Source organism: Bacillus pseudomycoides DSM 12442 (genome assembly GCF_000161455.1).
Taxonomy (GTDB): domain Bacteria; phylum Bacillota; class Bacilli; order Bacillales; family Bacillaceae_G; genus Bacillus_A; species Bacillus_A pseudomycoides.
On sequence record NZ_CM000745.1, the window covers coordinates 4,287,025 to 4,311,670 of the forward strand.

Below are 24,646 nucleotides of genomic sequence, written 5' to 3' on the forward strand. Positions count from 1 at the left end.
CTTTCCTATACTGATTATAAGTATGTAGGAAGGAGAAAGATTGAAAATGAACTATGATGAAAATCCTTTTATCGTGATATGGGAAGTTACACGAGCTTGTGAATTAAAATGTCTGCATTGCCGGGCTGAAGCGCAGTATAGGAGAGATCCGAGAGAATTAACTTTTCTTGAGGGGAAGAGATTAATTGATGAAATATATGAAATGAATCAGCCGATGCTAGTTTTTTCAGGCGGGGACCCGCTTATGAGAGAAGATATTTATGAGCTAGCAAATTATGCAGTGCAAAAAGGACTACGCGTTTCGATGACGCCTAGTGCGACTCCAAATGTGACGAAAGGGGCAATACAAAAAGCAAAAGGGGTTGGACTTGCACGCTGGGCCTTTAGTATCGATGGTGCTACAGCTGAGACACATGATCGTTTTCGCGGTGTGGCAGGGTCTTTTCAGCTTACGATGGATGCGATTCAATACTTAAATGAGTTACAGATTCCCGTTCAAATTAATACAACCATTTCTAAGTATAATATTCATGAAGTAGAGGAGATGGCAGCGCTTGTTGAAAAGTTAGGTGGTGTGCTATGGAGTGTATTTTTCCTTGTTCCAATCGGAAGAGGAAGTGTAGAGGATATGATTTCACCAGTAGAACATGAACTTGTATTTCGTAAATTATATGAAATAGGAAAAAGGGCTTCATTTGATATAAAGACGACAGCTGCTCAGCATTATCGCCGCGTTGTGATACAGCAAAAGAATAAGGAAGGTAAAAGCAAGCAAAGAATGTGTTATGAAGATGCGCTGCAAAATGGGTTAACTGGAAAAATTGATGGTTTAGGACGAGCGCCAAAAGGAGTCAATGACGGTAACGGCTTTGTTTTCATTTCGCATATTGGTGATGTATATCCAAGCGGGCTACTACCGATTCAAGCTGGGAATGTGAGAGAAAAGCGTTTACGAGATATTTATCGTGATTCTCCAATTTTTCAAGCATTACGTAATCCAGATAGCTATAAAGGAAAATGTGGGAAGTGTGAATACCGTTATGTGTGTGGTGGTTCTCGCTCAAGAGCATATGCGATAACCGGTGATTATTTAGAGAGCGAGCCATATTGTGTATATGTACCGAAAGCTTTAAGAAGCTAGCTAATAAAAAATGTGAGATTCCTATTGTCTTTTTAGGATACATCATGTATACTTCTAATTAGTTGATAACGATTATCAGTATCAACTGAACATTGCTCTTCGTTATGTTGGTCATTCCCCTTTTGACTGCGTAAGTCAGAGACAAAATGTTGAAATACCTTGTGTCCTATTCTACAGAATTATGGTAATCTCCAACCTCAACTTATATACGTTAAGCATGCAAAAAGGATCCTATCCGTGAAGGGATCCTTTTTTGTGTTATGTTGTAGCAATTAATGTGTAAAGTCCAGGGACTCTATTTTCAATACCTTCTGGAGCAGAGGAAGGGAAGACCCAGCGCTGGTGTGGACCACGCTCCTCAATAAGTTCTTCAATTCGTAAGTTTGCTTTAGCAATCTCTGTAATAATTTCTCCTAACGTCCAGCGACGAATCTTCGTTTTTGGTAGTAGGTCTCGCTGCGTTTTATCCAGTAGACTGCTATAAGCAACGTTATCTTCAATAATCTCTTCATAAAAATAATTCCCGTTTGCCTGGAACATTTCATGATCTATCGCTACTAACTTTGTATAGAGAGGATGATAATCCCGAAGTATGAAAGTGCCACCGTCTTTTAGCAGCCCAGTGATTAATTTAAAGAGTGGCTGAAGATCTAAAAAATAGTGGAGTACACCTAGCTCCAATAAAACAACATCGAATGTTTTGGAAGGAGAAATGTCTAGTACATCAGAAACAATATATGTAATAGAGGTTCCTGCAGCATCCGCTAGCTCATTTGCATATTTGGCATTGCTTTCAGAAATATCTACAACTGTTACGTCAGCACCTAATAATGCGAATGCCACAGCTTTATTTCCTTTCGAACCAAGTAAATTTATGATGCGTTTTTCCTGTATATTCTCTATGTAAGGTAAGTAATAGGATACTTCATGGGCTGGATCTTGTAATAATTTCTTTGCATATTCCTTGGGTGTACCGTGCCGATTGGTCCACGCCTCATAGGCAGCAGCGTTCCAACTTTGCTTATTAATTGTGCTTAATTGTTTTTGATTCAATGAGATCGCTCCTTTCTTTAAACATGTATATATTCGGAAGGGATTATTTATTTCCTGTTTTCTTTTATAAAAAGTTTGATTTTTCTGTATTTTAATCGTAAAATACGTGTTATATATGAAAAGCATTGAAAAGGAAAAGTAGAATGAAACCATTCTTTCCAGAGAGCTTCGGGAGCTGAGAAGAAGCAAGAATGTTCATTTGAACAATGGCCTTTGAGCTGCGTCCTGAACTTATCAGATGATAATAGTAGGCGGCGACGAGAGTTGGTTCTCGTTATCAAAACCACAGTATAAGAGCGTAATATTGCTCCGTACTTGACGAGGTCAGTTGTGTGAATAGCTGACGAAATAAGGTGGTACCGCGACTGTTTATACAGCCCCGCCCTTATCTTTTTAGAAGATAGGGGTGGGGCTTTTTATATTTAAAAGGAGGAATAGATGATGAGTACTTTTATTGGTGGAGCTTGGCCGTATGCGAATGGTTCTTTACATCTTGGGCATGTTGCGGGTTTATTACCTGGGGATATTTTAGCTCGCTATTATAGAACGAAAGGTGAAAATGTTCTTTACGTATCAGGAAGCGATTGTAATGGAACTCCGATTGCTATTCGGGCAAAACAAGAAGGGGTTACTGCAAAAGAAATTGCAGACTATTATCATGAGGAATTTGAGCGATGTTTTAAGGAGCTTGGTTTTACGTATGATTGTTATACGCGTACAGATGCACAGCATCATCATGAAACGGTACAGAAGATTTTCTTACGTTTGTTAGAAGAAGGATTTATTTATAAAAAGACAGTTGAGCAAGCATATTGCGAAACGTGTACACAATTTTTACCGGATCGCTATGTGGAGGGGGGGTGTCCACATTGCCATGAACCAGCACGTGGGGATCAATGTGATGCATGCTCAGCTATTTTAGATCCACTCGATTTATTAGAAAAGAAATGTAAGCTGTGTGGAAATACGCCAGCAGTTAAGGAAACGGAGCATTTCTATTTTGCCTTGCATAAATTTCAGCCGCAGATTAAAGATGCCGTAGCAGTTGCAAAACGAGAAGGAGCATGGCGTGATAATGCAATTCAATTAACAGAGCGTTACTTAGAAGAAGGATTACAGGACCGGGCTGTATCACGTGATTTACCAATTGGAGTGCCAATTCCAGTTAAGGGATATGAGGATAAGAAAATTTATGTGTGGATTGAAGCTGTTGCTGGTTATTATTCAGCGAGTAAACGATGGGCTGAAGAAATGGGCGAAGATGATGGGGAGTTCTGGAGTAGCAGCGCGAAGACGTACTATGTTCATGGGAAGGATAATATCCCGTTCCATTCTATTATTTGGCCAGCTGTATTACTTGGGATAGGAGAAAAGGCAATTCCACGTCATATCGTTTCCAATGAATATTTAACTGTTGAGAAACGAAAGTTATCGACAAGTAAAAACTGGGCAGTATGGGTACCGGATATATTAGAGCGGTATGATCCAGATTCGATTCGTTATTTCTTAACGATTAATGCACCAGAAAATCGCGACACCGATTTTTCTTGGCGCGAATTTATTTATAGCCATAACAGTGAGTTACTAGGCGCATATGGGAACTTTGTAAATCGTACATTAAAGTTTATTGAGAAATATTATGACGGTGCGGTACCAAAAGGGCATATAAATCTAGAGCTAAAAGAAAGAATAGAGGAATTATATCGTAGTGTAGGAAATGCAATTGAGCAGGCTCATTTTAAAGTAGCAGTAGAAACAATCTTTGAAACGGTACGCTTTGCGAATAAATATTTTGATGAGCAGGCGCCTTGGAAGCAAAGGGAGGAAGAGCCTGTTGCTTGCGAAGAGACGATTTACACCTGTGTATATTTTATTGTGAATTTTGCGCAGTTACTGGAGCCGTTTTTACCGTTTTCAAGTGAAAGGGTACGGAATATGCTAGCGATTACGAATACGGGCTGGAAATGTGAAAATATATTGCCAGAGCGGATAAGTCATGTACAGCCTTTATTTGAAAGAATTGATATAAAACAAATTGAAAAAGAGGTAGAAAGGTTATATGGAGCATGAAAGTAAAAAGAGCACATGATGTGCTCTTTTTTTAGGCGCTATGCTCTATGCTCTTTTTCTTCTCCTTCCGTGCAGTCAAAATTTGTGGTGTAAAAATACCAAGCAATATGCAAACAATGCCGAGCCATTGCATCGGTGATACGACTTCATGAACAAGAGTGATAGAAGCAATGATTGCTGTTGGTAGTTCTGCAGCACCTAAAATGGTTCCCAATCCTATGCCGACCTTTGGTACACCGATGGAGAAGCAAATTACCGGTACAACAACACCGAAGAATCCAAGGAAGAAAGCGTACTTCCATAATCCAGCTTGCAAGGCACCATCCATTAAAAAGGTTGGTGGAAAGAATAAACACACAATAAGTGTAGCACTTGTTGTCATAAGGAAGCTTTTTGTATAGGGTGGTACATTTGTAGCAACGCGGCCACTTGCAAAGACATAAAAGGAAAAAGAGACAGCGGCTAATAGTCCAAAGATAATACCCTTTGTAGAGAAGTTTTGACCAAGCCCTTCAAACACACCGCCTGCAAATAATGTTCCGGCAAATAAAATAATAATAGATATTACCTTTTCGCGGCTTGGTAATGTCTTGTTAGCGACTGCTTCAATGACTACTCCAATCCAGGTAAATTGAAAGAGTAGAACAACAGCGATGGAAGCAGGTAATTCTTCTACAGAAATCGCGTAGAAAATCCCGGTCATGCTCATTGTTGTTCCGACAGCTAATAAGGTCAATGCTTGTTTTTTCGAGACTTTATGACGCGAGAAGAAAAGAACGAGCAATAAAAGTCCCACCCAACCAAATACATATTGTCCACCTAGTAACTCATGTGCAGAAAACCCGTTCATAAAGCCAAGTTTGAAAATTGTAGAAAGTACGCCGTAGCTGCAGGCGCCAAATAAAACTAATAATGAAAACTTAAATTTCTCCATAAAAAATCCTCCTTCGACAAATAAAAAACGCCCGCTGTCCAATTCAGGACAGCGGGCGAACGAAACAGAGTGAAAACTCTACAAAATTCCGCCACTCACAATCGTGTGTGAGTTTGGATATAAAACATTTGATAATGACTATGACTCTAGTTTATAGCAATCTCTTTTACATTTTCAATATAAAGTAGATGTAATTCTTTCCGCAAGTTTTGTGTGTTTTTTTAGAAATCACATGTGAGAAGAGTTGCGCGTATCTTCTAAAATAAGGATAAGTGAATTTCTAAAAGTTAACTACGCGAAAATGAGAGAAAAACGCAATTTTTTTGTATATAATAAAGGAGAAATGAAAAAATTTGAAAATATATAATAGATATTAGGAGAATTTGCATGAATATGGGGTATTTTAGTATTTCCCTTACAAAAATGTAATCTAAATGTAAGCTATTGTGATAGTTATTTCGACAATTTTTTTATACAATAATAGTAACAGTTTGAACGTGATAGATGCTGTAGATAAGAGAGAAAAGGAGAGATCGACATGGAATGGATTCATGAATTATTTCAGCAATACGGTTACTATGTAGTACTTGTAGGGTTGCTGTTAGAGTATATTGCGCTTCCGTTTCCGGGAGAGCCAACACTAGCATACGCGGGTTTTTTGGCGCATCAAGGGGATTTACAATTACCACTTTTAATTATCTTATCATGTATTGGAACGAGTGTTGGGATGACAATTCAGTACTTTTTAGGTAATAAACTTGGTATGCCGTTCGTACAGAAGTATGGGAAGTATGTGTTTTTAACGCAAAGAAAAATTGATTTAACGAGAATGTGGTTTGATAAATATGGATACTTCCTTATTTTTATCGGATTCTTTATTCCAGGTGTACGCCATTTTACTGGATACTTTGCAGGCATTATTAATTTACCATTCCGTCGCTTTGCTATAACGATTTACTCTGGTGCTCTATTCTGGGTATCTTTCTTCTTAATCGGTGGCTATTGGTTAGGTGGAAACTTACATGATATATTTGGAGTACTTGGACAACACATTGGGAAAATTATCTTTGGAGTGATTGTTATTGTAGCAATTACGTTAGGAGTTCGTTTCCGCAAACAATTAAAACGCGTATTTGTACAAAGTGCAAATTAATATGGAATCCATTCTATGTCGGAAATTGGAAGAGGTAGTGCTGATAGGCACTGCCTTTTTTATTTTCCTTTTAAGTTTCATGTAAAAGTTTGTTTTATAGAGTCATTTTGACATACATTAATGTCAAAATGACAATGATAATTGACAACTATGAGGATATTATTTACAATTTTAATTAAATAAACGAAAAAGAGGTCGAATATGAAGCTTCAAAATCGAGTGAGAGAATTTCGAGCAAAGCATCGAATGTCACAGGGTGATTTAGGGAAAGTAATTGATTCATCACGGCAGACGATTAGCTTAATTGAGCGCGGAGATTATGCGCCTTCAATTGTTTTGTCGCTGAAGATTGCGCATGTTTTTGAAGTACCGGTGGAGGAGATATTTACATTAGTAGAGGGGGAAAAGGACGATGAGAAGTAAAAAGAAAGGGAATTTGTTTACGATTTTGAAGATTTTAATGGCTATGATGGGTGGTTTTGGTGTTGGTTTTATATTAGCGGATGCTTTTGTACCCGGACGAAGAATAGTACCTGCGCCTAGTTATTTAGTAATCATTGCGCTTATTTTATTTGCCGTAGGGATTATGTATCGAATTTGGAAAACGACACGTTTCTTAAATAAATTACGTGATGAAGAGGAAAGCATTCTAGGTAGACGGTTAGGAGCACAATTAATTTATTTACGTGCAAGTGAAATCATTATACCGTCTTGGGGAGTTTATGCATACATATCTTGCTATCGCTCTTATATAACAAATACAATGTCATTATTTGAAGTTGGAAATGTAATTGCATCTTCAGTAGGGATCATTGTCGTTATCTTATTAGGCGTTATTATGAAAAATCGATACAACGCACTGTATCCAGAACAGAGCGTAACATATTCACAATCACTTGAGATGTGGGCAAAAAATGCAGATGAAGGACAAACTCACATCGTTCATGAAGCAGGGTATCGAGCTTATCAATCTACAAATATTGTTCTTGTATGCGTATGGTTGGCTGCGATTATTTATACGCTTTGGACGGGAGAAGGTTTCTTCTTTATTGGTATGATTTCATTTGTATGGGTATTGCATATTGGGAAATACATGTATGAAATGCATAAGAAAATGATTTATTAATGTTAAAGATTACTGAGGGGAGAAACAAGGTGGATATTTTGAAAAGGCCAGCTTTTTCTATAGTTATTGCTTTTGTTTGTTCAGTTATATATGGATGGATCAGACCAGAAAAAATGCAAGGGTTTATGGAAATATGGGGAGTACTGCTTATTGGAGTACTTGTTCTTGCAATTCATGAACTTGGGCATGTTATTTTTGGTCTGCTAAATGGTTTGAAGTTTAAATTTATGGTAGCAGGCCCTATTACTATCCAAAAAGAGGGAGAGAAAATACGGATAAGAGAAAATAAATTGTGGTTGTATTTTGGAGGCGTAGCTATGTTGTTACCTCCGTCTATACATACACCAAATCTTTCAAAGAAATGGGCATGGATGACGCTAGGTGGACCGATAACAAGTTTGGTGTGCGGTTTGTTAGCTGGTTATGTATACATGGTGAGCTACTACCAATTTCTTTTATATTTTTCTGTATTACATTTAGCAATCTTTTTAGCTACAGTGATTCCAATGAAGGGAATTATGCTTAGTGATGGCAAACAATTTTTAATCTTAATTAAAGGTGATGAAACGGCGCAGCAGCATTTACATAGTATTCAAGTATCTAGCGAGTTGTGGAGCTTCAAGCGGCCAAAAGATTGGGACGAAAAGTTAGTAGAAATAAGTGAAGAAAAAATAAAGGGCGATGAAGAGGTAAGAGAAGTACTGAGTGATCTTATGCTCACGTTTTATTCGCGATGTGATAGAGAAGGAATGGAAACAGGGATCGTTTGCCTAGAACAGGTTTTACAAATACCTGTTACAAAAGAAAATAAATATTTTGTTGGTGGTTTTCATAGCTGGTATTTGTTATATAAAGTGCTATATGATATGGACGATGTTTCTTTACAAGATATGAAGCAGCACGCGAAGGCTATAACAAAATTGGACCCGCATGGGTATTACCGTACACATGCAATCTTAAAATATTTAGAGAAGGATGCGGAATCCTTTCATACATATATGAAGAAGGCAGAAAGTGAGTTAAAGAATGCTGAAAAGAGTGGAGTCGGTTATTTACAATTAGAACGAGAATGGTTCCAGCTTTTGCAAAAGAAACTCGTAATCTAGGGGATATCTTACACTGAGTAAGATATCCTCTTTCCTATATATAATTTTATATAGCTTGATATAGTGAATGGTGAGGATCAAGGCTTGTCGTATTTTGTGGAACGGTCGATATATTGCAAAAAGAGGCTGGAAGATTCATCTTCCAGCCTCTTTTGTATTAAGAGTTGCTCTCGATCCCTCGACCATTTTCTTCTTCAGGATCTTGTAATAGGTTAAACACATCTGCTAAGCAAAATGCGATAAACCAAGTCCAAAGACCGTGGAAGAAAGCTGAGCTTAATTGTAATGGTAATGTGTAATTCGTCATTGAGAAGGAAATACATCCTCCAACGATTCCGATCATTGTTAATAACATTGTTTTTTGAGCATTTTCTTCTGGATTAAAGAGGAAGAAAATGTATCCGCCTAATATTGAAGCGCTTACAAGTGATTCGATTCCATTAAAAATGATATGTTCTCCAAGCTGAATGTTTGTCCAGAAGCAAATCATGCCGCCGATAAGAGCAAACAGGACAGCTACCATGTACCGTATATGTTGATTCATATGTTCATCTCCTTATGTAATAAGATGATTTGGAAGTCAAAAAGGTAGGTATAGTAATAGAAGTAAATTTTAGTTGTACGTATCTTTTTTAGAGTAATGAAGAATAATTAAGATAATTGGTCACTTTGAACCATTTCTTGTATGATGCGAAAATGATTCGTTATTACGTAAACTTGCACTTGAGATATACCCGATTTCTCGTTTCTTTTTGCTTATACAAGTAAGAGAAACTCCCAAGTCTATACATTCTTTTTTGTGAGTCTTATTGTATTATAACATATTTAGCTTAATAATAATAATAGAATTATCTGATTTTAAAATGAGTGTAAAAATAAAAGCGCAAGGAATTCGAATTCCTTGCGCCTTCTTATATACGTTTGAAACGTCCAACGATTTCAACGGTTTCTGTAATATTCATAAACGCATGATTGTCTACATGACGAATGATACGCTTTATTTCTCCTAATTCGTAACGGGTTACGACAGTGTAAATCATTTTTTTCTTATGGTTGGTATAGCCGCCGACAGCGTCTACCATCGTTACACCACGTATGCCGTGATGCAGTAGTGCGCTTTTAATTTCCTCGCCTTTTTCTGTAATTGTCATTATCGTTAATTTAATGTGTTTTGTATGTACAGCATCAATTACTTTGCTGACAACAAAACGACTAATTAATGTGTACAGTGTAATATCCCATCCGAAAATAAAGCCAGCGACAACAAGTAAGATTAAGTTGAAGCCAAAAATAATAGCACCAATCGAAATGTCTTTATATTTCGCTACAATCAATCCAACAACATCAAAACCACCTGTTGAAGAAGCAAATCGGAATATAATCCCTGAGGCTGCACCACAGATGACCCCACCAAATACAGAAGAAAGTAAAATATCATCTGATACTTGATGTACTGGGATAATGTTCATGGCAAGTGATGATACAGCCACGAAATACGCTGTTAAAAAGGTTGTCTTCTTTCCTAAGTAAAAGTGACTTAAAATGAGAAGAGGGATATTTAGTAAAAAGATAAGTGCACCGATATTATAATGCATTAAATAACCGATAATCATCCCAACTCCAGCGAAACCACCGCTAATCATATTATGCGGGATAAAAAACATATTCATTGAAATAGCATACAAAATGGAAGCTATAAAAATAACAATCAATTGTATTACAAATTCTAAATGAAATGTTCTAGCTGCTGGGAAGGATAAAAAGGCGGTGTCGGGAACGTAATCGGCGTCTCCTAATTGACCCATAGTATGTTTCATCTCCATATTCATTTTTGATTACAAGAAGAGAATAATGCTTTTTTCAAAAACTGGCAACCGTTTTATTATAATAAGAAAATTTTATAAATTTCTAAAAAATCAAACCTATTCAGTTATATGTGTGAATATACTAAAGAAAACGAATACAATGGTTTTCTGTATCATTTTTGTGAGAAAATATGCAAAACATTTATTTGAAAATAAAAGGAAATAGAGAACGTTTGGAGAATGTGCTAAAATGAGCTTATTAAGGATGTGAAGCGATGGAATTTTTATTGCAAGATGCAATTCTATATATAACTTTTGTAACGACAGCATTCTGTTTATTAGAAGTCTATTTTCTCGCTAATGTTTCTCGCTTTGTACGCCAACAAACATCAAGCGGTAGACAAAGAGCTTTCGCATTCGTTGATATATGTGAAGAACATATAGGAAATACTCCGCTTTTTTCCATCTTCTATAAATATGGAATGGTTCGGTCGGTTCGCAGACAAGAATCGAGCGGAGAGAGTGATGAGGTCGGTCCATATTTACCAATGTTTCGCTAACTAATTACGAAACATTGGAGGAATGAACATGTTAAAATCATACCGAGCTGTGCTCGTTAGTTTATCATTATTACTTGTTTTTGTTTTATCTGGTTGTAGCAGTACGGCACCAATTGATGCACATAGTACGGGGGTTTGGGATCACTATTTTGTTTATCCAATCTCGCTTATGCTTCAATTTGTTGCTCATCATGTACCTGGCGGAAGCTTCGGTATTGCAATTATTATCATTACGCTTGTGATTCGTTCAGCAATGATTCCATTAGCTGTTTCGCAATATCGTAGTCAAATGAAAATGAAAAAAATGCAGCCACAGATTCAGAAGTTGAAAGAAAAGCATGGTAATGTAAGCAAAGATATTGAAAAGCAAAAACAATATCAAAAAGAAATGTCAGAACTAATGAAAACAGGCGGTTGGAATCCTTTGGCTGGTTGCTTGCCACTTCTAATACAAATGCCGATTTTTTCAGCATTGTATTATGCGATTAGCAGGACTGAAGAGATTCGTACATCTTCATTTTTATGGGTAAACTTAGGACATGCAGATCCATATCATATTTTACCGATTCTTGCAGCGCTAGCAACATTTATTCAAATGAAGGTTATGCAGTCAAATGTGACACCTGGAGAGCAAGTTCAAATGCTGAAAGTGCAACAGTTCATGATGCCAGCAATGATTTTATTTATGGGATTTGCGGCACCATCAGGACTTGTATTGTACTGGATTACAGGTAACATATTTACAATGCTACAAACAATTGTGCTTAGAAAAGTAATGGATCGTGAAGAAGGACAATTACAAAATGCATAGAAGAAAGCCGCTCAATTGAGCGGCTTTTATTGATTTGTTGAAGTTTATCTAATGGTTAAGGAAAAATTAAGAAAACCAATTTACTATGTGAATTGTATACGAAGGTGTACAAGTTTTAGAAAGTTATTTGATATGAAATGAAGGAGGAATTTTCATATGAAGAAGAAAACAATTGGGTATGTAGTAGCTGCAGGAGCTTTATCACTAGGAATTATGGGAGGGGCAGGTATCCCTGCTTTTGCTGCAGCTAGCACAGACAATTCTACACAAGCCACAGAACAAACTAAGAAAGGGACTTCGTATCAAAACTTGGATGAAGCAACGAAACAAAAAGTGCAAACGATCATGCAGGAGGCGAAAAAGCAATTAGCAGAACTAGGTGTGAAACTTCCTGAAAAAGGGAAACGAGGAGAAATGTTTGCTAACCTGGATGATCAGGCAAAAGAAAAGGTAAAAGCAATCATGGAGCAGAAAAAGTCTGGTACATTAACACATGAACAAGTAAAAGAGAAATTGGCTGAGCTAGGTGTGAAGCTTCCTGAAAAAGGGAAACGAGAAGAGATGTTTGCTAACCTGGATGATCAGGCGAAAGAAAAAGCGAAAGCGATTATGAAGAAAGAAAAAGCAGGAACATTAACTCATGAACAAGCAAAAGAGCAATTAGCAGAACTAGGTGTGAAACTTCCTGAAAAAGGGAAACGAGGAGAAATGTTCGCTAACCTTGATGAGGCGACGAAAGAAAAAGCGAAAGCGATTATAGAGCAGAAAAAAGCAGGAACATTAACTCATGAACAAGCAAAAGAGCAATTGGTAGAACTAGGTGTGAAGCTTCCTGAAAAAGGGAAACGAGAAGAAATGTTTGCAAACCTTGATGATGCGACAAAGGAAAAAGCGAAAGCTATCATGAAAAAGGCAAAAGAGCAATTAGCGGAGCTTAACGTTAAATTTCCAATCAAGGATTAATGGGAGCAAGCGAATAATTGATTAAAATACAGAAGATAAGAAGACTTTTAATAGAACGGTCTTTCGGATGGTGAAATGAAAGAGACTGTGTATAGGATTTATTTGAGGCCAAACTTCTCCCACTGGAGAAGTTTGGCCTTTTTCATTATGCAAATGATTTCTATACCAGAAAGAATTTATTCGGCATTGGGCAGTAGGGCACCATACGAGGAAGATAGATGGGGATTATTATATTAGGATTAAAAAAGTTTTAAAATAATTATGAAATGAGCGTTTATGAAGCTTGTAGAAAATTTTAAGAAAAAAATTGTTCATATGATATATATATATAAACACTCTTGATTTTTTTGAAAAATTCAATATAATGAACATTAACTACAAAATTCGACATCAAGAAGTGATGATGAGGACACGATCGATTTTTTACGATTCTCAGAGAGGGAAGTCTTTGGCTGTGAGCTTCCTAATACGGAAAAATAGATTACCACCTCTGAACTGCAGCAGTGAACGAACAATTAGTAATTGCTTGCCGGCAAACACCGTTATCTAGACTTGAGGAATTGGTGAAGTATGTTATTTTACTGATGAAACAAGGGTGGAACCACGAATACAACACTCGTCCCTTTTTTAGGGAGGAGTGTTTTTTTATTTTATTTTTGCATCACACTAGAATTGGAAGGAGGATACGCAGCATGCATCATGATGAGAAAAACAAAATTGGTTTAACTGTAGCACTATCTATCGTTGTGGGGACTATTATTGGGTCTGGTGTATTTATGAAGCCAGGAAGCGTATTAGATTACTCAGGGAGTTCGAATATGGCAATTCTCGCTTGGGTAGTAGGTGGCTTGTTAACGCTAGCTAGCGGTTTAACTGTAGCTGAAATTGGAGCGCAAATTCCGAAAAACGGTGGATTGTACACGTATTTAGAGGAGATTTATGGGAGCTTTTGGGGGTATTTATCCGGCTGGATGCAAACAATTGTATACGGCCCAGCTATTATTGGAACATTAGGTTTATATTTTAGCTCTTTAATGATTAACTTTTTCTATTTAGATAAAGTATGGAATTTACCAATTGCAATTGGAACAGTTGTGTTCCTTGGTGTTGTTAATAGTATGGGAACGAAGTATGGGGGGATTGTCCAAACAATTACGACATTCGGAAAGATGATTCCAATTGTATTAATTGTTGTGTTAGGTTTTTGGAAAGGGAATAGCGATATCTTTAATGTAGTTGTACCATTATCAGAAAACCAAAGTATTGGAATGGCAATTTTAGCAACTTTATTTGCTTACGATGGCTGGATTTTACTTGCTTCTATTGGCGGTGAAATGAAGAATCCAACAAAGTTATTACCAAAGGCAATGACAGTGGGGATTTTAATTGTAACAGTTGCTTACGTATTAATTAACTTAGCTCTACTGAAAGTATTACCAGCTGCGAAAATCGTGGATCTTGGTGAAAATGCGACAGCGACAGCAGCAAGTATGTTGCTTGGAGAATATGGCGGGAAAATCATTAGTATCGGTATTATCATTTCTATTTTTGGATGCTTAAACGGAAAGATTTTAACATTTCCGCGTATTCCAATGTCAATGGCGGAACGTGGACAACTTCCATTTTCTAAGTTTATTGCAAAGGCACATGAAAAATTTAAAACACCAGCAAATGCGATTACTTTTGAAATTATATTAGGGATTATTTTAATGATTATGAGTGATCCAAATAAGCTTTCCGAGATTTCCGTATTTATTATTTATATTTTCTATGTGATGACATTTATCGGCGTCTTTATTTTACGAAAACGTAATGAAGGGAAAGAACGTGCATACAGTGTACCACTATTCCCGATCGTACCAATCGTGGCGATTTTAGGATCACTATTCGTAATTGGAAGTGCGATTATTAATGATTGGAAAAGCTGTTTCTTATCGATTGGAATGGTATTTACAGGTCTTCCGGTTTATTGGTATTTAAATAAGAAAAAAGAAACGCAGTCTTAAAGAATAGGGATAGTGAAAAGAGCGGGCATATGATATGTCTGCTCTTTTGTTTGTAAAAAATTTCCGGGTGTGTGCAGGAGAATTTACACTTGATTGCAAATGTCATTTTGGTTACTATGATTGTAGTAACCAAAAGTGAACGAGAGAAAGTGTGGGGAAAAACTTGAATTTTCGTGTATATATTTTAGCTATTGCGGCATTCGTAGTCGGGACGGTTGAATTAATTATTGGGGGTACGCTGGATTTAGTAGCAAATGATTTAGGCGTATCTATTAGTGTAGCTGGGCAATTAATTACAATATTCTCTGTTGTATTTGCTCTTTCAGGGCCAATTTTATTAGCGATGACAGGGAAAATTGAGCGTAAAACATTATATATCAGGGCATTATCTATTTTTTTAATTGGTAATATCATTTCAGCATTTAGTTTGAATTACGGGATGCTCATGTTCTCAAGGGTCATTTGTGCAGCAAGTGGGTCGTTGATTATCGCATTGTCAGTAACGTTAGCTTCTAGTGTGGTGGCACCGCATTTTCGTGCGCGTGCAATCGGAATTATTTTTATGGGGATTAGCGGGTCGCTTGTACTTGGTGTACCACTCGGTCTTGTCCTTGGGAATGCATACGGATGGCGGGCTCCATTTGTTTTAATTTCGGTATTAACGGTTATAGCAATTGCGAGTATTTCTTTATTCTTAACAAAAGTTCCACCAGTAGCTGTATTGTCGATAAGAGAACAAATTGCTACTTTGAAAGATAAAAAGATTGTGAGTGCGCAGTTAACATCATTCTTATTTTTAACAGGGCATTTAACACTGTACGCATATTTAACACCCTTTTTAAAAGACGTGATGCATGTGGAAGCAAACTGGATTAGCGTATTTTACTTTATTTTCGGCATTGCAGCAGTAATCGGCGGCGGATTTGGTGGTTGGCTTGCAGATAAGTGGGGCTCGAAGAAAAGTATTATCTCCATTATTATCATCTTTGCATGTGCCATCTTTATCTTACCGATGATGACATTTTCATTTCCGCTATTTATTATCATGATGGGGCTTTGGAGTATGTTAAGCTGGGCAATTTCACCAGCGCAGCAAAATTATTTAATTGAAATTGCACCGGAATCAGCTGGTATTCAGCAAAGCTTAAACAACTCAGCGCTTCATTTAGGAATTGCACTTGGTTCAACGGTAGGCGGAGCTGTTATTGAACAATCGTCGGTTATATATAATGCATGGGTAGGCGGAGGCTTTGTGATTTTAGCACTGCTTTGCGCGGTCTTCTCGATTACGAGAGGGCAATCTACTCATGTGGCAAAGAAGGAATCTATCGTTTGATAGATTCTTTTTTGTTTGAAGTGAATTGAAGGGTTTACCATTATGATATAGAAGGGTACAGGGTGAGGAGTGATGGTATATGGATTTGGAATCGGCGATTGGCTTTTTTGCGATGGTGTTACCAGTTTTTCTGATTGCTTTTGTACTACGATGGATTCGCTTCCTCTACCATAATTCTGAGAAACAGGTTCAGCAAAATGAGAAGATTATTGAGTTATTAACTGAAATAAAAAAGCAAAATGAAAAATAGCAAAGAGAGCTCCTTTGCTATTTTTAATATCGTAACTTTATTAAAATGCTGCGTATTTCCTCATCATTCATAAAGAGATCGTGATGTTTCTGTGTAATTTTTGCAAGTGCAACATCATGATAGAAGAACTCCGTAAAGAATTTTACGAATGGCGGAGACATTGTTTTCATCGCTTGCCACGATTCTTGCTCTACCCCAGCAAATAAAATTTCACGATCATCAACAATAAGAAGTAAGTAACGTTCTAATGCGTTAGGTTCTTCAGTTGGAATGAGAAAATGAACATTTGACAGTTCTGTTTTCACATCTCCAACTACAAGTGCTTCAATATCAATGCCTTGCTTTGCTTGTTTCTCAAGTAAGGGAAGATATTCTAAAAAGGTATCATTCCAAGCGGAAATACGGATAGATTGTTTCGCTTCTTCTACTAACTGCTTACTTTGTACTTGAATAGAAGACTGCATTTTTAAGCTCCAAACGCGGTCATCTGTAAAGGATCGTTTTGAAATATTTGTTTGAAGTTCTTTAATATTCGATTGAAATTCTGTCGTTAATTTTTGAATGGCAAGATCCAGTGGCAGGGCGGTATATAGCTTTTTCTTTTCTGAGACGGAATCCATAACCATTCCTTTGTCGATGAGGCGCGCTAATACTTCATATATTTTTGCTTTTGGAACACCCGAATGTTTTACAATCGTTGTTGCATCTAGTGGTTCATCGCTTGAAACTACGACTTCATATGCCTGGCTTTCGTATTGTGAGAAACCGAATTTTTGTAACATAATGCCCTCCGAACAAGTTAGATTCTATACTAAGAATAAAGAAGTATAAGCATTTACACAAGTACTTCACTTTTTAATCAGGAAAAAGAAAAAATAGAGTCATCATACATAGACTCTATTCTTTGTTGTATGTTTAATTATGAACCGCCTTGAACATAAGTGCGCCATTGTTTTCAGTAACAGTTAATGTACCGTTAATTGCTCGAGTTGAGAATTGCTTTGTTTGAAAATAATCTTTCGAACCAAGTTGTTCTAGAATAGTGTTCATGTCTTGCTCACTTAGAGCTGAGTCAATAGAACGAATGACAGTCTTTATTGTGGAATAAAAGGCGTCAATTTGTTCTTTAGATGTACCGGATCCAGCGATAGCAACAGCAGCGATACCGCCAGTTGCTTTATAAATGGAAACGCCTAATCCAAATTTAGTATTAAAGATTCCGTTATATGTTGCGATTTGTGCTGTTTCAGTAAAGAGTTTAATGCTGCTTACGTTAATGCCATTTGAATTTCCAACTGAGTTAATTGAATTTACCAGTTTTTGTATGACTTGAGCCGTATCTACTGAAGCTGGAGGCGGAGTTGGATTAGGAGGCGGAATTGGAGTTGGAGTTGGATTAGGTGGTGGAGTCGGAGTTGGAGTCGGTGCTGGATCGGGTTTCGGCTTTGGATCAGGCTTTTCTACTGGTTTTGGATCCTTCTGCCATAAGTCACAAGCTGTTGTTCCAAATAAGAGGGGAATGGCTAATAAAGTGAGAAGTAACTTTTTCAATTGTCCACTTCCTTTCAAAAGGATAAGTTGATTATGGTGGTTCTTAAAAGGATAACACCAATATATGCACAACCAGTGGAAAAGGATTACAGAGGATAAGTATATTATGAAAAATAAATTAAAAGTATAGTTATGGTTAGTAAAGTAGGGGAGAGTTTTGTACAATAGAAATGAAACAAACATAGGAGGGAACTACCATGGCAATTGTTGATGTATCGATTATTCCAGTTGGAACAGGTAATCCAAGCGTAAGTGAATATGTAGCAGAAGTACAAAAAGTGTTAGAGAAAAACGCGGATCGCGTGAAGTACCAATTAACACCGATGAATACAGTAATTGAAGGAGATCTCCCTGTATTACTTGAAGTAATTCAACAAATGCATGAAGTGCCATATACAAAAGGTGCAAAGCGTGTAGCGACAACAATTCGTATTGATGATCGCCGAGATAAAGAAAGCACAATGGAGAAAAAATTAAATTCTGTTCGTTCGAAATTATAGGAGAAAGCAGCGATTTTTGCTGCTTTTTTGTATGGGTAAATTAGGTAAGAAAAGTGTATCCATGGTACACTTTTTTATTATTGATTGTAGTACCTAGGGAAGGAGGAAAGGGAAATGAGTGACAAATTTAATGAGCAGTTTGATGGCTTACTTGAAAAGTATACAGAATTGTTACTAGGGGAAGGCAGTGAAGAGAGAAAAGAACAAGTGCAAAAGTGGGCACTGTACTCTTACATTGCTAAAACAATGCCAGCTTTAGTCAAGCATTGGAATGAGACATATCCAGAGGCAAAAGAAGAGATGGTAAAGTTAATCTCTGATATTAAAAGGTTAAATGAGGAACATCGTAATCAGAAATAAGAAGGAGAAACCATTTTGTGATTTTTTACAAAAAAGCTTGGGGATCAATAGGCCCCAAGCTTTTAATTCATATAGAGGAATTGTTTGATGGTTTCGTAGTTATCTCTAAACACCAATTATTGCATCGTATGACACTCCCTGGCGGATACTCGAAGTCACACTCATTAATAAATAAGAAGTTGAGCTTTTGGCAAATAGCGTTTGAAGCAGGATTATTGATGGCGGGAAAAGCATGAATGAATCTGTACCTTTGTTCTGTTTTAGCATGAGCGATAGCTTTTTCGACGGCCTTTGTTGCTATTCCTCTTCCTTGAAACGGTGGTAGGACGCTCCAGCCAATTTCGTATACGTTCTCTTCTTTCCGGTAGCTGTCCCAATATCCTACACTACCAATAATTTCGAGTTGCGGAAGAAGGACAATGCTAAACATACGTCCAGTTCCCAGCTCACTAATCTTAAGATACCGCTCGTGACGAGCAAGTAGTTGTTCTTCAGTCTCAGGTCCTCCTAAGTATTCTAGCATCTCAGGTACATTCATAAGACGAAGTAAAGTAAGATTAGCATTGTTCCAAGGCTCAATTCGAATTTGTTGTACATTCATTCTTTCTGGCATTTTTCACACTCCAATACGTGTTTTCCATCCGGGTAAAATTTTATATACTATGCAGGGATAGTACCTTTCAATGAAACCGGGATTCTATGTTTTTACACTTTCTATACTTATTTCAACAGAAATCCCCCCTACCTTTTGCACTTGATTTTCTATGGGAGAGAACTAAGTACCTCAGGATTTTATATTTGTATTCATTTTTAGTCGTATTAATATCTTTGTATAACTTATAAAGAGAAGTAAGAGGTATGACGAGTATTGTCGAATTTTTATTTTAGACTAGTTGTTCACCTGTTTTTCTAGTTTTATTTTAAATGTCGAAAAATTTTTATGGATATTTAAAAGCGAGAATATGGGCTTTTGAATATTTTTATAGTATTTTATAAATTATCTAAATAATTATTTGTATCAAATAATTTTAAAGAGTGATATAATTTTGAAGAGGGGTAAAAAACAGACAAAGTACAGTCATAGGGGTGAATTACATGGAACAATTAATGCGAAATTCGTTTCTTTTCTTGTCAAAAAATAAAGCGCTAACAAAACTGGCTAAGAAGTACGGTTTACGCTTTGGTGCAGGGCGCTTTGTCGCAGGGGAGACAATTGATTTAGCTGCTGCAGCTATTAAACAATTAAATCAACAAGGGCTTTGTGTGACAATCGATTATTTAGGTGAGTTCGTTGATAATGAAGCAGAAGCAAATGAAATGGCAAGCCAATCGATTGAAGCAATCCGTGCAATTGGACGTGAAAAACTTGATTCACAGCTTTCTTTAAAAATGACTTCTATGGGGTTAGACATCTCAGATGAAATCGTAATGAATAATATGCGCCGCATTTTAGAGGCTGCAAAAGAAAACGGTGTGTTTGTTACGATTGATATGGAAGACTATACACGCTGCGGAAAAACAATTGAGATCTTTAAGCAATTAAAATCTGAATACGATAATATCGGTACTGTTATTCAAGCTTACCTATATCGTACAGAAAAAGACATCGAAGATTTAAATGCATATAGTCCTAATTTACGTCTTGTAAAAGGGGCTTATAAAGAACCAGAAGAAGTGGCATTCCCGGACAAAAAAGATGTAGATGAAAATTATAAAAAAATTATTAAAATGCACTTATTAAATGGAAATTATACTGCTATTGCTTCACACGATGAGGCAATTATTGAATATACGAAGAAACTTGCCGAAGAATATAATATTTCACGTGATCAATTTGAATTCCAAATGTTATATGGTATTCGTACGGAACGTCAACTTGAACTTGTTAAAGAAGGCTACAAAATGCGTGTTTATGTACCATATGGAAATGACTGGTATGGTTATTTCATGCGCCGCTTAGCTGAACGTCCAGCAAACGTTGCGTTCGTTTTAAAAGGAATGGTCAAAAAATAACCAAGGAGCTAAATACTCCTTGGTTATTTTAATTGTTTAAATGCGTAATGTGCCATTTTTTTTGTGTCTGGATATAACTGAGTGCGAGTAGAAGAAAGTACAACGTTAATAACACGCTTTCCATCTTTTTCATCGACTGTTACGACAGTATATTGTCCTAAAGCGGATAAACCACTTTTACTTCCAATTGCATATGGATCATTGTAAAGTTCTTCACGACCATAGTTTGCAATTTTGGGAGCGCGCTGTGAAGTATGCAATGTTGTACGCGTTGTGTTCATATATTCTAGCACAATCGGATATTTTAATGCTTCTTTTGTAATGATTGCGATGTCATAAGGGGAAACCTTATTGCCGAGTGCGTCAGCCCCGCTCGCATTTTTGAAAGTTGCATGTTTTGTTCCGAGTTCTTTCGCTCTTGCATTCATCATTTTTACAAACTTCTCTTTTGATCCTGCAATATGTTCTGCGATAGACTCAGCAATTGGATCGGCACTGATGATAAGCATCAGTTTTAATGCCTCGTCTCTTTTTAATTTTTCACCAGCACGAAGCTTAATTTTCGCACTCTGACTTTCCGTTTTTATCGCATTTTCTGTGATAGTAATTTCCTCATCTTCTTTTACATTCTCTAGTAACAGAATGGTTGTCATCATTTTGGCTACACTTGCTGGATAAGAACGTTCTTCTTCCCGTTTTCCGTACAAAACTTCCCCCGTATTTGCATCGATTGTAACACCATATTTTCCTGTGATATCAGGCTGATTACTTCTTACGTCTTTTTGCCTTTTTGTGTAAGAAAAGAAAATCATACTTGTAAATAGTGTAGCAATCATCACAATCATGATTATTGTTCGTTTCATTATGCAGTCCCTCTTTTGTCTTTCCTTATGTACAAATAAATTGGGCAGAAAAGCAGCCCAATACTCATTATGCCACGTTTTCTGCCCAAAAATATAGAGGAAGTTCAAAAAGTCCGGTAAAGATAGCTGTCGCATTTCTTCGTTACGTCGCCAGTCCGGTACTCATGTAGTTCCACCTACACTCCGTATCCTCCCGGCTTCCGCGCCTCGAACTGCTCGGCTCTCTTTATCCTCCTTTTTGAACAAGCGCATATAGCGTTATTTTTCGCCCATGTTGTGCTTTTTGTATTGCTGGTTATTACCTTGGCGTCCTTTTTCGATGCCGCGATCAACTGGACCTGCATTTCCTGTTACACTCGCTGCACTAACACCTGCTTTTGAAGGGTCTTTCTTAAGTCTAGCCATATATATTCCTCCATTTTTGTCAAATTCTAAAAAGGGAAAAGCGTATTTTATCAAGAAAATACACAATTATAGAGTACCCAAACAAAAGAAAAGTATTTATTTCAGAAAATTTTATCAATAAATATATTGCGAAAATTTAAACAGTATCATATATTTATTAGTAGAGGCTCACTCATTGATTGCGACGCATGTCGAAAAATTGAATGAGCATTCATTCAAGAATAGGGGGAGAAATGGATGTTCCAAATTAAAAAGGCTGCTGTTCTCGGTTCTGGCGTAATGGGCTCAGGGATTGCTGCACATTTAGCCAATATCGGTATACCAACATTATTGCTTGATATTGTACCACAGGCGCTTACGAAAGAAGAGGAAGCGAAGGGGCTTACATTAGAACATAAAAGTGTGAGAAATCGTTTTAGTAACGGGGCACTGCAAAAATTAGTAAAGCAAAAGCCAGCTCCTCTTACAGTGAAAGGTAATCTGGCATTGATTGAGGCAGGAAACTTAGAGGATGACATTGAGCGCCTTGCTGATGTAGATTGGATTATCGAAGTTGTTGTTGAAAACTTAGATGTTAAAAAGAAACTATTTGAAAAAGTAGATGCTGTTCGTAAAGCTGGCTCTATTGTGAGCTCAAATACATCAGGTATTTCCGTTGAGAAAATGGCAGAAGGGCGTTCAGATGACTTTCAAAAACATTTCCTAGGAACGCATTTCTTTAACCCACCACGATATTTAAAACTTCTAGAGATTATACCGACAAAAGAAACAGATCCACAAGTGTTAAACTTCATGAAATTATTTGGCGAAGACGTTCTTGGAAAAGGCGTTGTTATTGCGAAAGATACACCAAACTTTATTGGGAACCGCATCGGTACGTACGGTTTACTTGTAACGTTGCAAGAAATGATCAAGCGTGGCTATAGCGTTGGGGAAGTTGATTCTGTAACAGGCCCATTAATCGGTCGTCCAAAGAGTGCAACGTTCCGTACGTTAGATGTTGTTGGGTTAGATACATTTGTTCATGTTGCGAACAATGTATATGAAAACGTGCAGGAAGAAGAAAGAGATGTATTTAAAGTACCAGCTTTCATGCATGACATGCTAGATAAAAAATGGCTTGGAAGTAAAACAGGTCAAGGTTTCTTCTTAAAACAAGGAAAAGAAATTTTAGAGTTAAATCCTGAGACGATGGAATATGAAGCGCGTAAGAAATTAAAAGCCGCATCCGTAGAGTTAAGTAAACAAGAAAAAGGACTAGCGAACAAATTGAAAGCGCTTGTATATGCGAAGGATCGTGCAGGAGAGCTATTATGGAATATTATCACGCCAACTCTTTTATATTCTGCGAAGCTTCATAAAGAAATCGCAGATGATATTGTCGCAATTGATCAAGCGATGAAATGGGGATTTGGCTGGGAGCAAGGTCCATTTGAAGTTTGGGATGCAATTGGCGTAGAAAAATCCATTCAAAAGATGGAAGAGAACGGCCAAGTTGTTCCTGTGTGGGTAAAAGACATGTTAGAGAAAGGATTTGGTTCTTTCTATAAACATGATAATGGTGAAAGCTATTACTACGATAACGGTGAATATAAGCTTATCCGACGTAATAAAAAAGCAATTTCTCTTAAGCAATTAAAAGAGAAAAATGGCGTGTTAAAGAAAAACAGCGGAGCGAGCTTAATTGATTTAGGTGATGGCATCCTTTGCTTAGAATTCCATTCGAAGAGCAATGCGATTGGTATGGATATTACGCAAATGATTAATTACGCTGTTGACGAAGTAGAAAAGAATTATAAAGGACTTGTTATCGGAAACCAATCGAAGAACTTCTGCGTTGGTGCAAACCTTGCGATGATCTTAATGGAAGCACAAGATGACAACTACTTTGAAATTGAGTGGGTCGTGAAAAACTTCCAAGACGCAATGATGAAAATTAAATACAGCTCTAAGCCAGTCGTTGCAGCGCCATATGGTATGACGCTTGGTGGCGGTACAGAAGTTTGCTTACCAGCAGCTAGCATTCAAGCTTCTAGCGAAACGTACATGGGATTAGTAGAAGTCGGCGTTGGTTTAATCCCTGGCGGTGGCGGTAACAAAGAACTATATATTAAACATTTAAACAAAATGGCAAACGGTGTGGAGTTTGACCTGCAAAAGGTTGCGAATAAAGTGTTCGAATCAGTTGCGATGGCAAAAGTATCTACATCAGCGCAAGAGGCTGTTTCTCGCAACTTCTTAGGCGATAAAGATGGTATTAGTGTGAATGGTGATCACTTACTATATGATGCAAAACAAAAAGCACTGGCTTTATATGAAGCGGGTTACAAAGCACCGATTCGTAAAAAGATACCGGTTGTTGGTGAGACAGGATATGCAACGCTTTTACTTGGAGCTGAAGCAATGCATTTATCTGGTTATATTTCCGAGTATGATTTACACATTGCGAAAAAGCTCGCATATGTCATTGCCGGCGGAAAAGTACCATACGGAACAGAAGTTGATGAGCAGTATTTATTAGATGTGGAACGTGAAGCATTTATCAGTTTAGTAAGTGAGATGAAATCACAAGCAAGAATGCAGCACATGCTTGTAAAAGGAAAGCCATTACGTAACTAATAACGAGGGGAGATATCGTTC

Annotated in this window: 25 protein-coding genes and 2 other annotated features; of the genes, 16 read left to right on the top strand and 9 right to left on the bottom strand. The window is 37.1% G+C overall.

The window, feature by feature from the left end; all coding sequences use genetic code 11:
* The first annotated feature begins 46 nt into the window (after positions 1–46).
* Positions 47–1,141 carry a TIGR04053 family radical SAM/SPASM domain-containing protein gene (locus BPMYX0001_RS21890; RefSeq protein WP_006096472.1) on the top strand — a complete coding sequence of 365 codons (1,095 nt, stop codon included), beginning with the start codon at positions 47–49 and terminating at the stop codon, positions 1,139–1,141.
* 258 nt (positions 1,142–1,399) lie between these two features.
* On the opposite strand, the gene BPMYX0001_RS21895 is transcribed toward BPMYX0001_RS21890, so the two are convergent.
* Entirely contained in the window at positions 1,400–2,194 is a 795-nt protein-coding gene (locus BPMYX0001_RS21895; protein WP_006096473.1) for a class I SAM-dependent methyltransferase, read from the bottom strand.
* A 116-nt stretch (positions 2,195–2,310) separates the two neighbouring features.
* Positions 2,311–2,584: a binding site (T-box leader), on the top strand.
* A 51-nt stretch (positions 2,585–2,635) separates the two neighbouring features.
* Between BPMYX0001_RS21895 and metG the strand changes: the two genes are divergently transcribed.
* The gene (metG, locus tag BPMYX0001_RS21900) at positions 2,636–4,264 is read left to right on the top strand and encodes a methionine--tRNA ligase (protein WP_033799222.1); all 1,629 of its coding nucleotides are present in this window, start codon (positions 2,636–2,638) and stop codon (positions 4,262–4,264) included.
* 31 nt (positions 4,265–4,295) lie between these two features.
* Here the strand turns inward: metG and BPMYX0001_RS21905 are convergent, their stop codons facing one another.
* Complete coding sequence (locus tag BPMYX0001_RS21905) at positions 4,296–5,198, bottom strand: EamA family transporter (protein WP_006096476.1); 903 nt, start codon at positions 5,196–5,198, stop codon at positions 4,296–4,298.
* 538 nt (positions 5,199–5,736) lie between these two features.
* On the opposite strand from BPMYX0001_RS21905, the gene BPMYX0001_RS21910 reads away from it, so the two are divergent.
* The 4 genes from BPMYX0001_RS21910 to BPMYX0001_RS21925 all read left to right on the top strand — a co-directional run bounded on the left by BPMYX0001_RS21910 (position 5,737) and on the right by BPMYX0001_RS21925 (position 8,583).
* Positions 5,737–6,351 (top strand): DedA family protein, encoded by a 615-nt coding sequence (locus tag BPMYX0001_RS21910; protein WP_003201786.1) that lies wholly within the window; start codon positions 5,737–5,739, stop codon positions 6,349–6,351.
* Positions 6,352–6,552: 201 nt separating this feature from the next.
* Positions 6,553–6,774 carry a helix-turn-helix transcriptional regulator gene (locus BPMYX0001_RS21915; protein ID WP_006096477.1) on the top strand — a complete coding sequence of 74 codons (222 nt, stop codon included), beginning with the start codon at positions 6,553–6,555 and terminating at the stop codon, positions 6,772–6,774.
* A complete protein-coding gene (locus BPMYX0001_RS21920; RefSeq protein ID WP_033799223.1) occupies positions 6,764–7,477 on the top strand; it encodes a DUF3169 family protein in 714 nt (237 codons plus the stop codon). The genes BPMYX0001_RS21915 and BPMYX0001_RS21920 overlap by 11 nt, the downstream gene beginning before the upstream one ends.
* Entirely contained in the window at positions 7,477–8,583 is a 1,107-nt protein-coding gene (locus BPMYX0001_RS21925) for a M50 family metallopeptidase (RefSeq protein WP_006096480.1), read from the top strand. Before BPMYX0001_RS21920 ends, BPMYX0001_RS21925 begins: the two co-directional genes overlap by 1 nt.
* 157 nt (positions 8,584–8,740) lie before the next feature.
* On the opposite strand, the gene BPMYX0001_RS21930 is transcribed toward BPMYX0001_RS21925, so the two are convergent.
* Together BPMYX0001_RS21930 and BPMYX0001_RS21935 are read right to left on the bottom strand one after the other, a co-directional pair.
* Positions 8,741–9,127, bottom strand: a complete 387-nt coding sequence (locus BPMYX0001_RS21930; RefSeq protein ID WP_018765049.1) for a DUF3938 domain-containing protein — start codon at positions 9,125–9,127, stop codon at positions 8,741–8,743.
* Between the two features lie 367 nt (positions 9,128–9,494).
* A complete protein-coding gene (locus BPMYX0001_RS21935) occupies positions 9,495–10,388 on the bottom strand; it encodes a YitT family protein (protein ID WP_018765048.1) in 894 nt (297 codons plus the stop codon).
* Between the two features lie 275 nt (positions 10,389–10,663).
* On the opposite strand from BPMYX0001_RS21935, the gene BPMYX0001_RS21940 reads away from it, so the two are divergent.
* The 6 genes from BPMYX0001_RS21940 (at position 10,664) to BPMYX0001_RS33310 (ending at position 16,314) form a co-directional block, all read left to right on the top strand.
* Complete coding sequence (locus tag BPMYX0001_RS21940) at positions 10,664–10,948, top strand: hypothetical protein (RefSeq protein WP_018782757.1); 285 nt, start codon at positions 10,664–10,666, stop codon at positions 10,946–10,948.
* Positions 10,949–10,976: 28 nt separating this feature from the next.
* Positions 10,977–11,759, top strand: a complete 783-nt coding sequence (locus BPMYX0001_RS21945; protein WP_006096484.1) for a membrane protein insertase YidC — start codon at positions 10,977–10,979, stop codon at positions 11,757–11,759.
* Positions 11,760–11,915: 156 nt separating this feature from the next.
* Positions 11,916–12,722: a hypothetical protein gene (locus BPMYX0001_RS21950; protein ID WP_006096485.1), complete on the top strand. Its 807-nt coding sequence runs from the start codon at positions 11,916–11,918 to the stop codon at positions 12,720–12,722.
* A 391-nt stretch (positions 12,723–13,113) separates the two neighbouring features.
* Positions 13,114–13,349 (top strand) — a binding site (T-box leader).
* A 65-nt stretch (positions 13,350–13,414) separates the two neighbouring features.
* Positions 13,415–14,728 (top strand): APC family permease, encoded by a 1,314-nt coding sequence (locus tag BPMYX0001_RS21955; protein WP_003209004.1) that lies wholly within the window; start codon positions 13,415–13,417, stop codon positions 14,726–14,728.
* 163 nt (positions 14,729–14,891) lie between these two features.
* Complete coding sequence (locus BPMYX0001_RS21960; protein ID WP_029427618.1) at positions 14,892–16,064, top strand: MFS transporter; 1,173 nt, start codon at positions 14,892–14,894, stop codon at positions 16,062–16,064.
* 79 nt (positions 16,065–16,143) lie between these two features.
* Positions 16,144–16,314, top strand: coding sequence for a hypothetical protein (locus tag BPMYX0001_RS33310; protein WP_003209008.1), 171 nt, complete (start codon positions 16,144–16,146; stop codon positions 16,312–16,314).
* Positions 16,315–16,337: 23 nt separating this feature from the next.
* Here BPMYX0001_RS33310 and BPMYX0001_RS21965 read toward each other — a convergent pair whose 3' ends face one another.
* Together BPMYX0001_RS21965 and BPMYX0001_RS21970 are read right to left on the bottom strand one after the other, a co-directional pair.
* Entirely contained in the window at positions 16,338–17,096 is a 759-nt protein-coding gene (locus BPMYX0001_RS21965; protein WP_006096488.1) for a TrmB family transcriptional regulator, read from the bottom strand.
* A 133-nt stretch (positions 17,097–17,229) separates the two neighbouring features.
* Entirely contained in the window at positions 17,230–17,865 is a 636-nt protein-coding gene (locus tag BPMYX0001_RS21970) for a hypothetical protein (RefSeq protein WP_033799225.1), read from the bottom strand.
* Positions 17,866–18,062: 197 nt separating this feature from the next.
* Here BPMYX0001_RS21970 and BPMYX0001_RS21975 point away from each other — a divergent pair, with 197 nt between their 5' ends.
* Complete coding sequence (locus tag BPMYX0001_RS21975) at positions 18,063–18,365, top strand: MTH1187 family thiamine-binding protein (RefSeq protein ID WP_001018864.1); 303 nt, start codon at positions 18,063–18,065, stop codon at positions 18,363–18,365.
* Between the two features lie 114 nt (positions 18,366–18,479).
* Entirely contained in the window at positions 18,480–18,725 is a 246-nt protein-coding gene (locus BPMYX0001_RS21980; protein ID WP_006096491.1) for a YusU family protein, read from the top strand.
* A gap of 67 nt (positions 18,726–18,792) precedes the next feature.
* Here BPMYX0001_RS21980 and BPMYX0001_RS21985 read toward each other — a convergent pair whose 3' ends face one another.
* Complete coding sequence (locus BPMYX0001_RS21985) at positions 18,793–19,338, bottom strand: GNAT family N-acetyltransferase (protein WP_006096492.1); 546 nt, start codon at positions 19,336–19,338, stop codon at positions 18,793–18,795.
* A 482-nt stretch (positions 19,339–19,820) separates the two neighbouring features.
* Between BPMYX0001_RS21985 and BPMYX0001_RS21990 the strand changes: the two genes are divergently transcribed.
* The gene (locus BPMYX0001_RS21990; RefSeq protein WP_003201679.1) at positions 19,821–20,738 is read left to right on the top strand and encodes a proline dehydrogenase family protein; all 918 of its coding nucleotides are present in this window, start codon (positions 19,821–19,823) and stop codon (positions 20,736–20,738) included.
* Between the two features lie 23 nt (positions 20,739–20,761).
* Here the strand turns inward: BPMYX0001_RS21990 and BPMYX0001_RS21995 are convergent, their stop codons facing one another.
* Both BPMYX0001_RS21995 and BPMYX0001_RS31370 read right to left on the bottom strand, forming a co-directional pair.
* Complete coding sequence (locus BPMYX0001_RS21995) at positions 20,762–21,601, bottom strand: D-alanyl-D-alanine carboxypeptidase family protein (protein ID WP_006096493.1); 840 nt, start codon at positions 21,599–21,601, stop codon at positions 20,762–20,764.
* 258 nt (positions 21,602–21,859) lie between these two features.
* Positions 21,860–22,006 (bottom strand): YuzL family protein, encoded by a 147-nt coding sequence (locus tag BPMYX0001_RS31370; protein ID WP_003201682.1) that lies wholly within the window; start codon positions 22,004–22,006, stop codon positions 21,860–21,862.
* Between the two features lie 237 nt (positions 22,007–22,243).
* Between BPMYX0001_RS31370 and BPMYX0001_RS22000 the strand changes: the two genes are divergently transcribed.
* Positions 22,244–24,625 carry a 3-hydroxyacyl-CoA dehydrogenase/enoyl-CoA hydratase family protein gene (locus tag BPMYX0001_RS22000; RefSeq protein WP_006096494.1) on the top strand — a complete coding sequence of 794 codons (2,382 nt, stop codon included), beginning with the start codon at positions 22,244–22,246 and terminating at the stop codon, positions 24,623–24,625.
* Positions 24,626–24,646 lie beyond the last annotated feature (21 nt).

Bases quoted from the DNA above. Each gene is read 5' to 3' on its own strand.
- BPMYX0001_RS22000 (WP_006096494.1), top strand. From the start codon at position 22,244: ATGTTCCAAATTAAAAAGGCTGCTGTTCTCGGTTCTGGCGTAATGGGC.
- BPMYX0001_RS21915 (WP_006096477.1), top strand. From the start codon at position 6,553: ATGAAGCTTCAAAATCGAGTGAGAGAATTTCGAGCAAAGCATCGAATG.
- BPMYX0001_RS21965 (WP_006096488.1), bottom strand. From the start codon at position 17,096: ATGTTACAAAAATTCGGTTTCTCACAATACGAAAGCCAGGCATATGAA.
- BPMYX0001_RS21935 (WP_018765048.1), bottom strand. From the start codon at position 10,388: ATGGGTCAATTAGGAGACGCCGATTACGTTCCCGACACCGCCTTTTTA.
- BPMYX0001_RS21975 (WP_001018864.1), top strand. From the start codon at position 18,063: ATGGCAATTGTTGATGTATCGATTATTCCAGTTGGAACAGGTAATCCA.
- BPMYX0001_RS33310 (WP_003209008.1), top strand. From the start codon at position 16,144: ATGGATTTGGAATCGGCGATTGGCTTTTTTGCGATGGTGTTACCAGTT.
- BPMYX0001_RS21890 (WP_006096472.1), top strand. From the start codon at position 47: ATGAACTATGATGAAAATCCTTTTATCGTGATATGGGAAGTTACACGA.
- BPMYX0001_RS31370 (WP_003201682.1), bottom strand. From the start codon at position 22,006: ATGGCTAGACTTAAGAAAGACCCTTCAAAAGCAGGTGTTAGTGCAGCG.
- BPMYX0001_RS21955 (WP_003209004.1), top strand. From the start codon at position 13,415: ATGCATCATGATGAGAAAAACAAAATTGGTTTAACTGTAGCACTATCT.
- BPMYX0001_RS21940 (WP_018782757.1), top strand. From the start codon at position 10,664: ATGGAATTTTTATTGCAAGATGCAATTCTATATATAACTTTTGTAACG.
- BPMYX0001_RS21905 (WP_006096476.1), bottom strand. From the start codon at position 5,198: ATGGAGAAATTTAAGTTTTCATTATTAGTTTTATTTGGCGCCTGCAGC.
- BPMYX0001_RS21920 (WP_033799223.1), top strand. From the start codon at position 6,764: ATGAGAAGTAAAAAGAAAGGGAATTTGTTTACGATTTTGAAGATTTTA.
- BPMYX0001_RS21995 (WP_006096493.1), bottom strand. From the start codon at position 21,601: ATGAAACGAACAATAATCATGATTGTGATGATTGCTACACTATTTACA.
- BPMYX0001_RS21910 (WP_003201786.1), top strand. From the start codon at position 5,737: ATGGAATGGATTCATGAATTATTTCAGCAATACGGTTACTATGTAGTA.
- BPMYX0001_RS21930 (WP_018765049.1), bottom strand. From the start codon at position 9,127: ATGAATCAACATATACGGTACATGGTAGCTGTCCTGTTTGCTCTTATC.
- BPMYX0001_RS21950 (WP_006096485.1), top strand. From the start codon at position 11,916: ATGAAGAAGAAAACAATTGGGTATGTAGTAGCTGCAGGAGCTTTATCA.
- metG (WP_033799222.1), top strand. From the start codon at position 2,636: ATGAGTACTTTTATTGGTGGAGCTTGGCCGTATGCGAATGGTTCTTTA.
- BPMYX0001_RS21990 (WP_003201679.1), top strand. From the start codon at position 19,821: ATGGAACAATTAATGCGAAATTCGTTTCTTTTCTTGTCAAAAAATAAA.
- BPMYX0001_RS21945 (WP_006096484.1), top strand. From the start codon at position 10,977: ATGTTAAAATCATACCGAGCTGTGCTCGTTAGTTTATCATTATTACTT.
- BPMYX0001_RS21925 (WP_006096480.1), top strand. From the start codon at position 7,477: ATGTTAAAGATTACTGAGGGGAGAAACAAGGTGGATATTTTGAAAAGG.
- BPMYX0001_RS21985 (WP_006096492.1), bottom strand. From the start codon at position 19,338: ATGCCAGAAAGAATGAATGTACAACAAATTCGAATTGAGCCTTGGAAC.
- BPMYX0001_RS21980 (WP_006096491.1), top strand. From the start codon at position 18,480: ATGAGTGACAAATTTAATGAGCAGTTTGATGGCTTACTTGAAAAGTAT.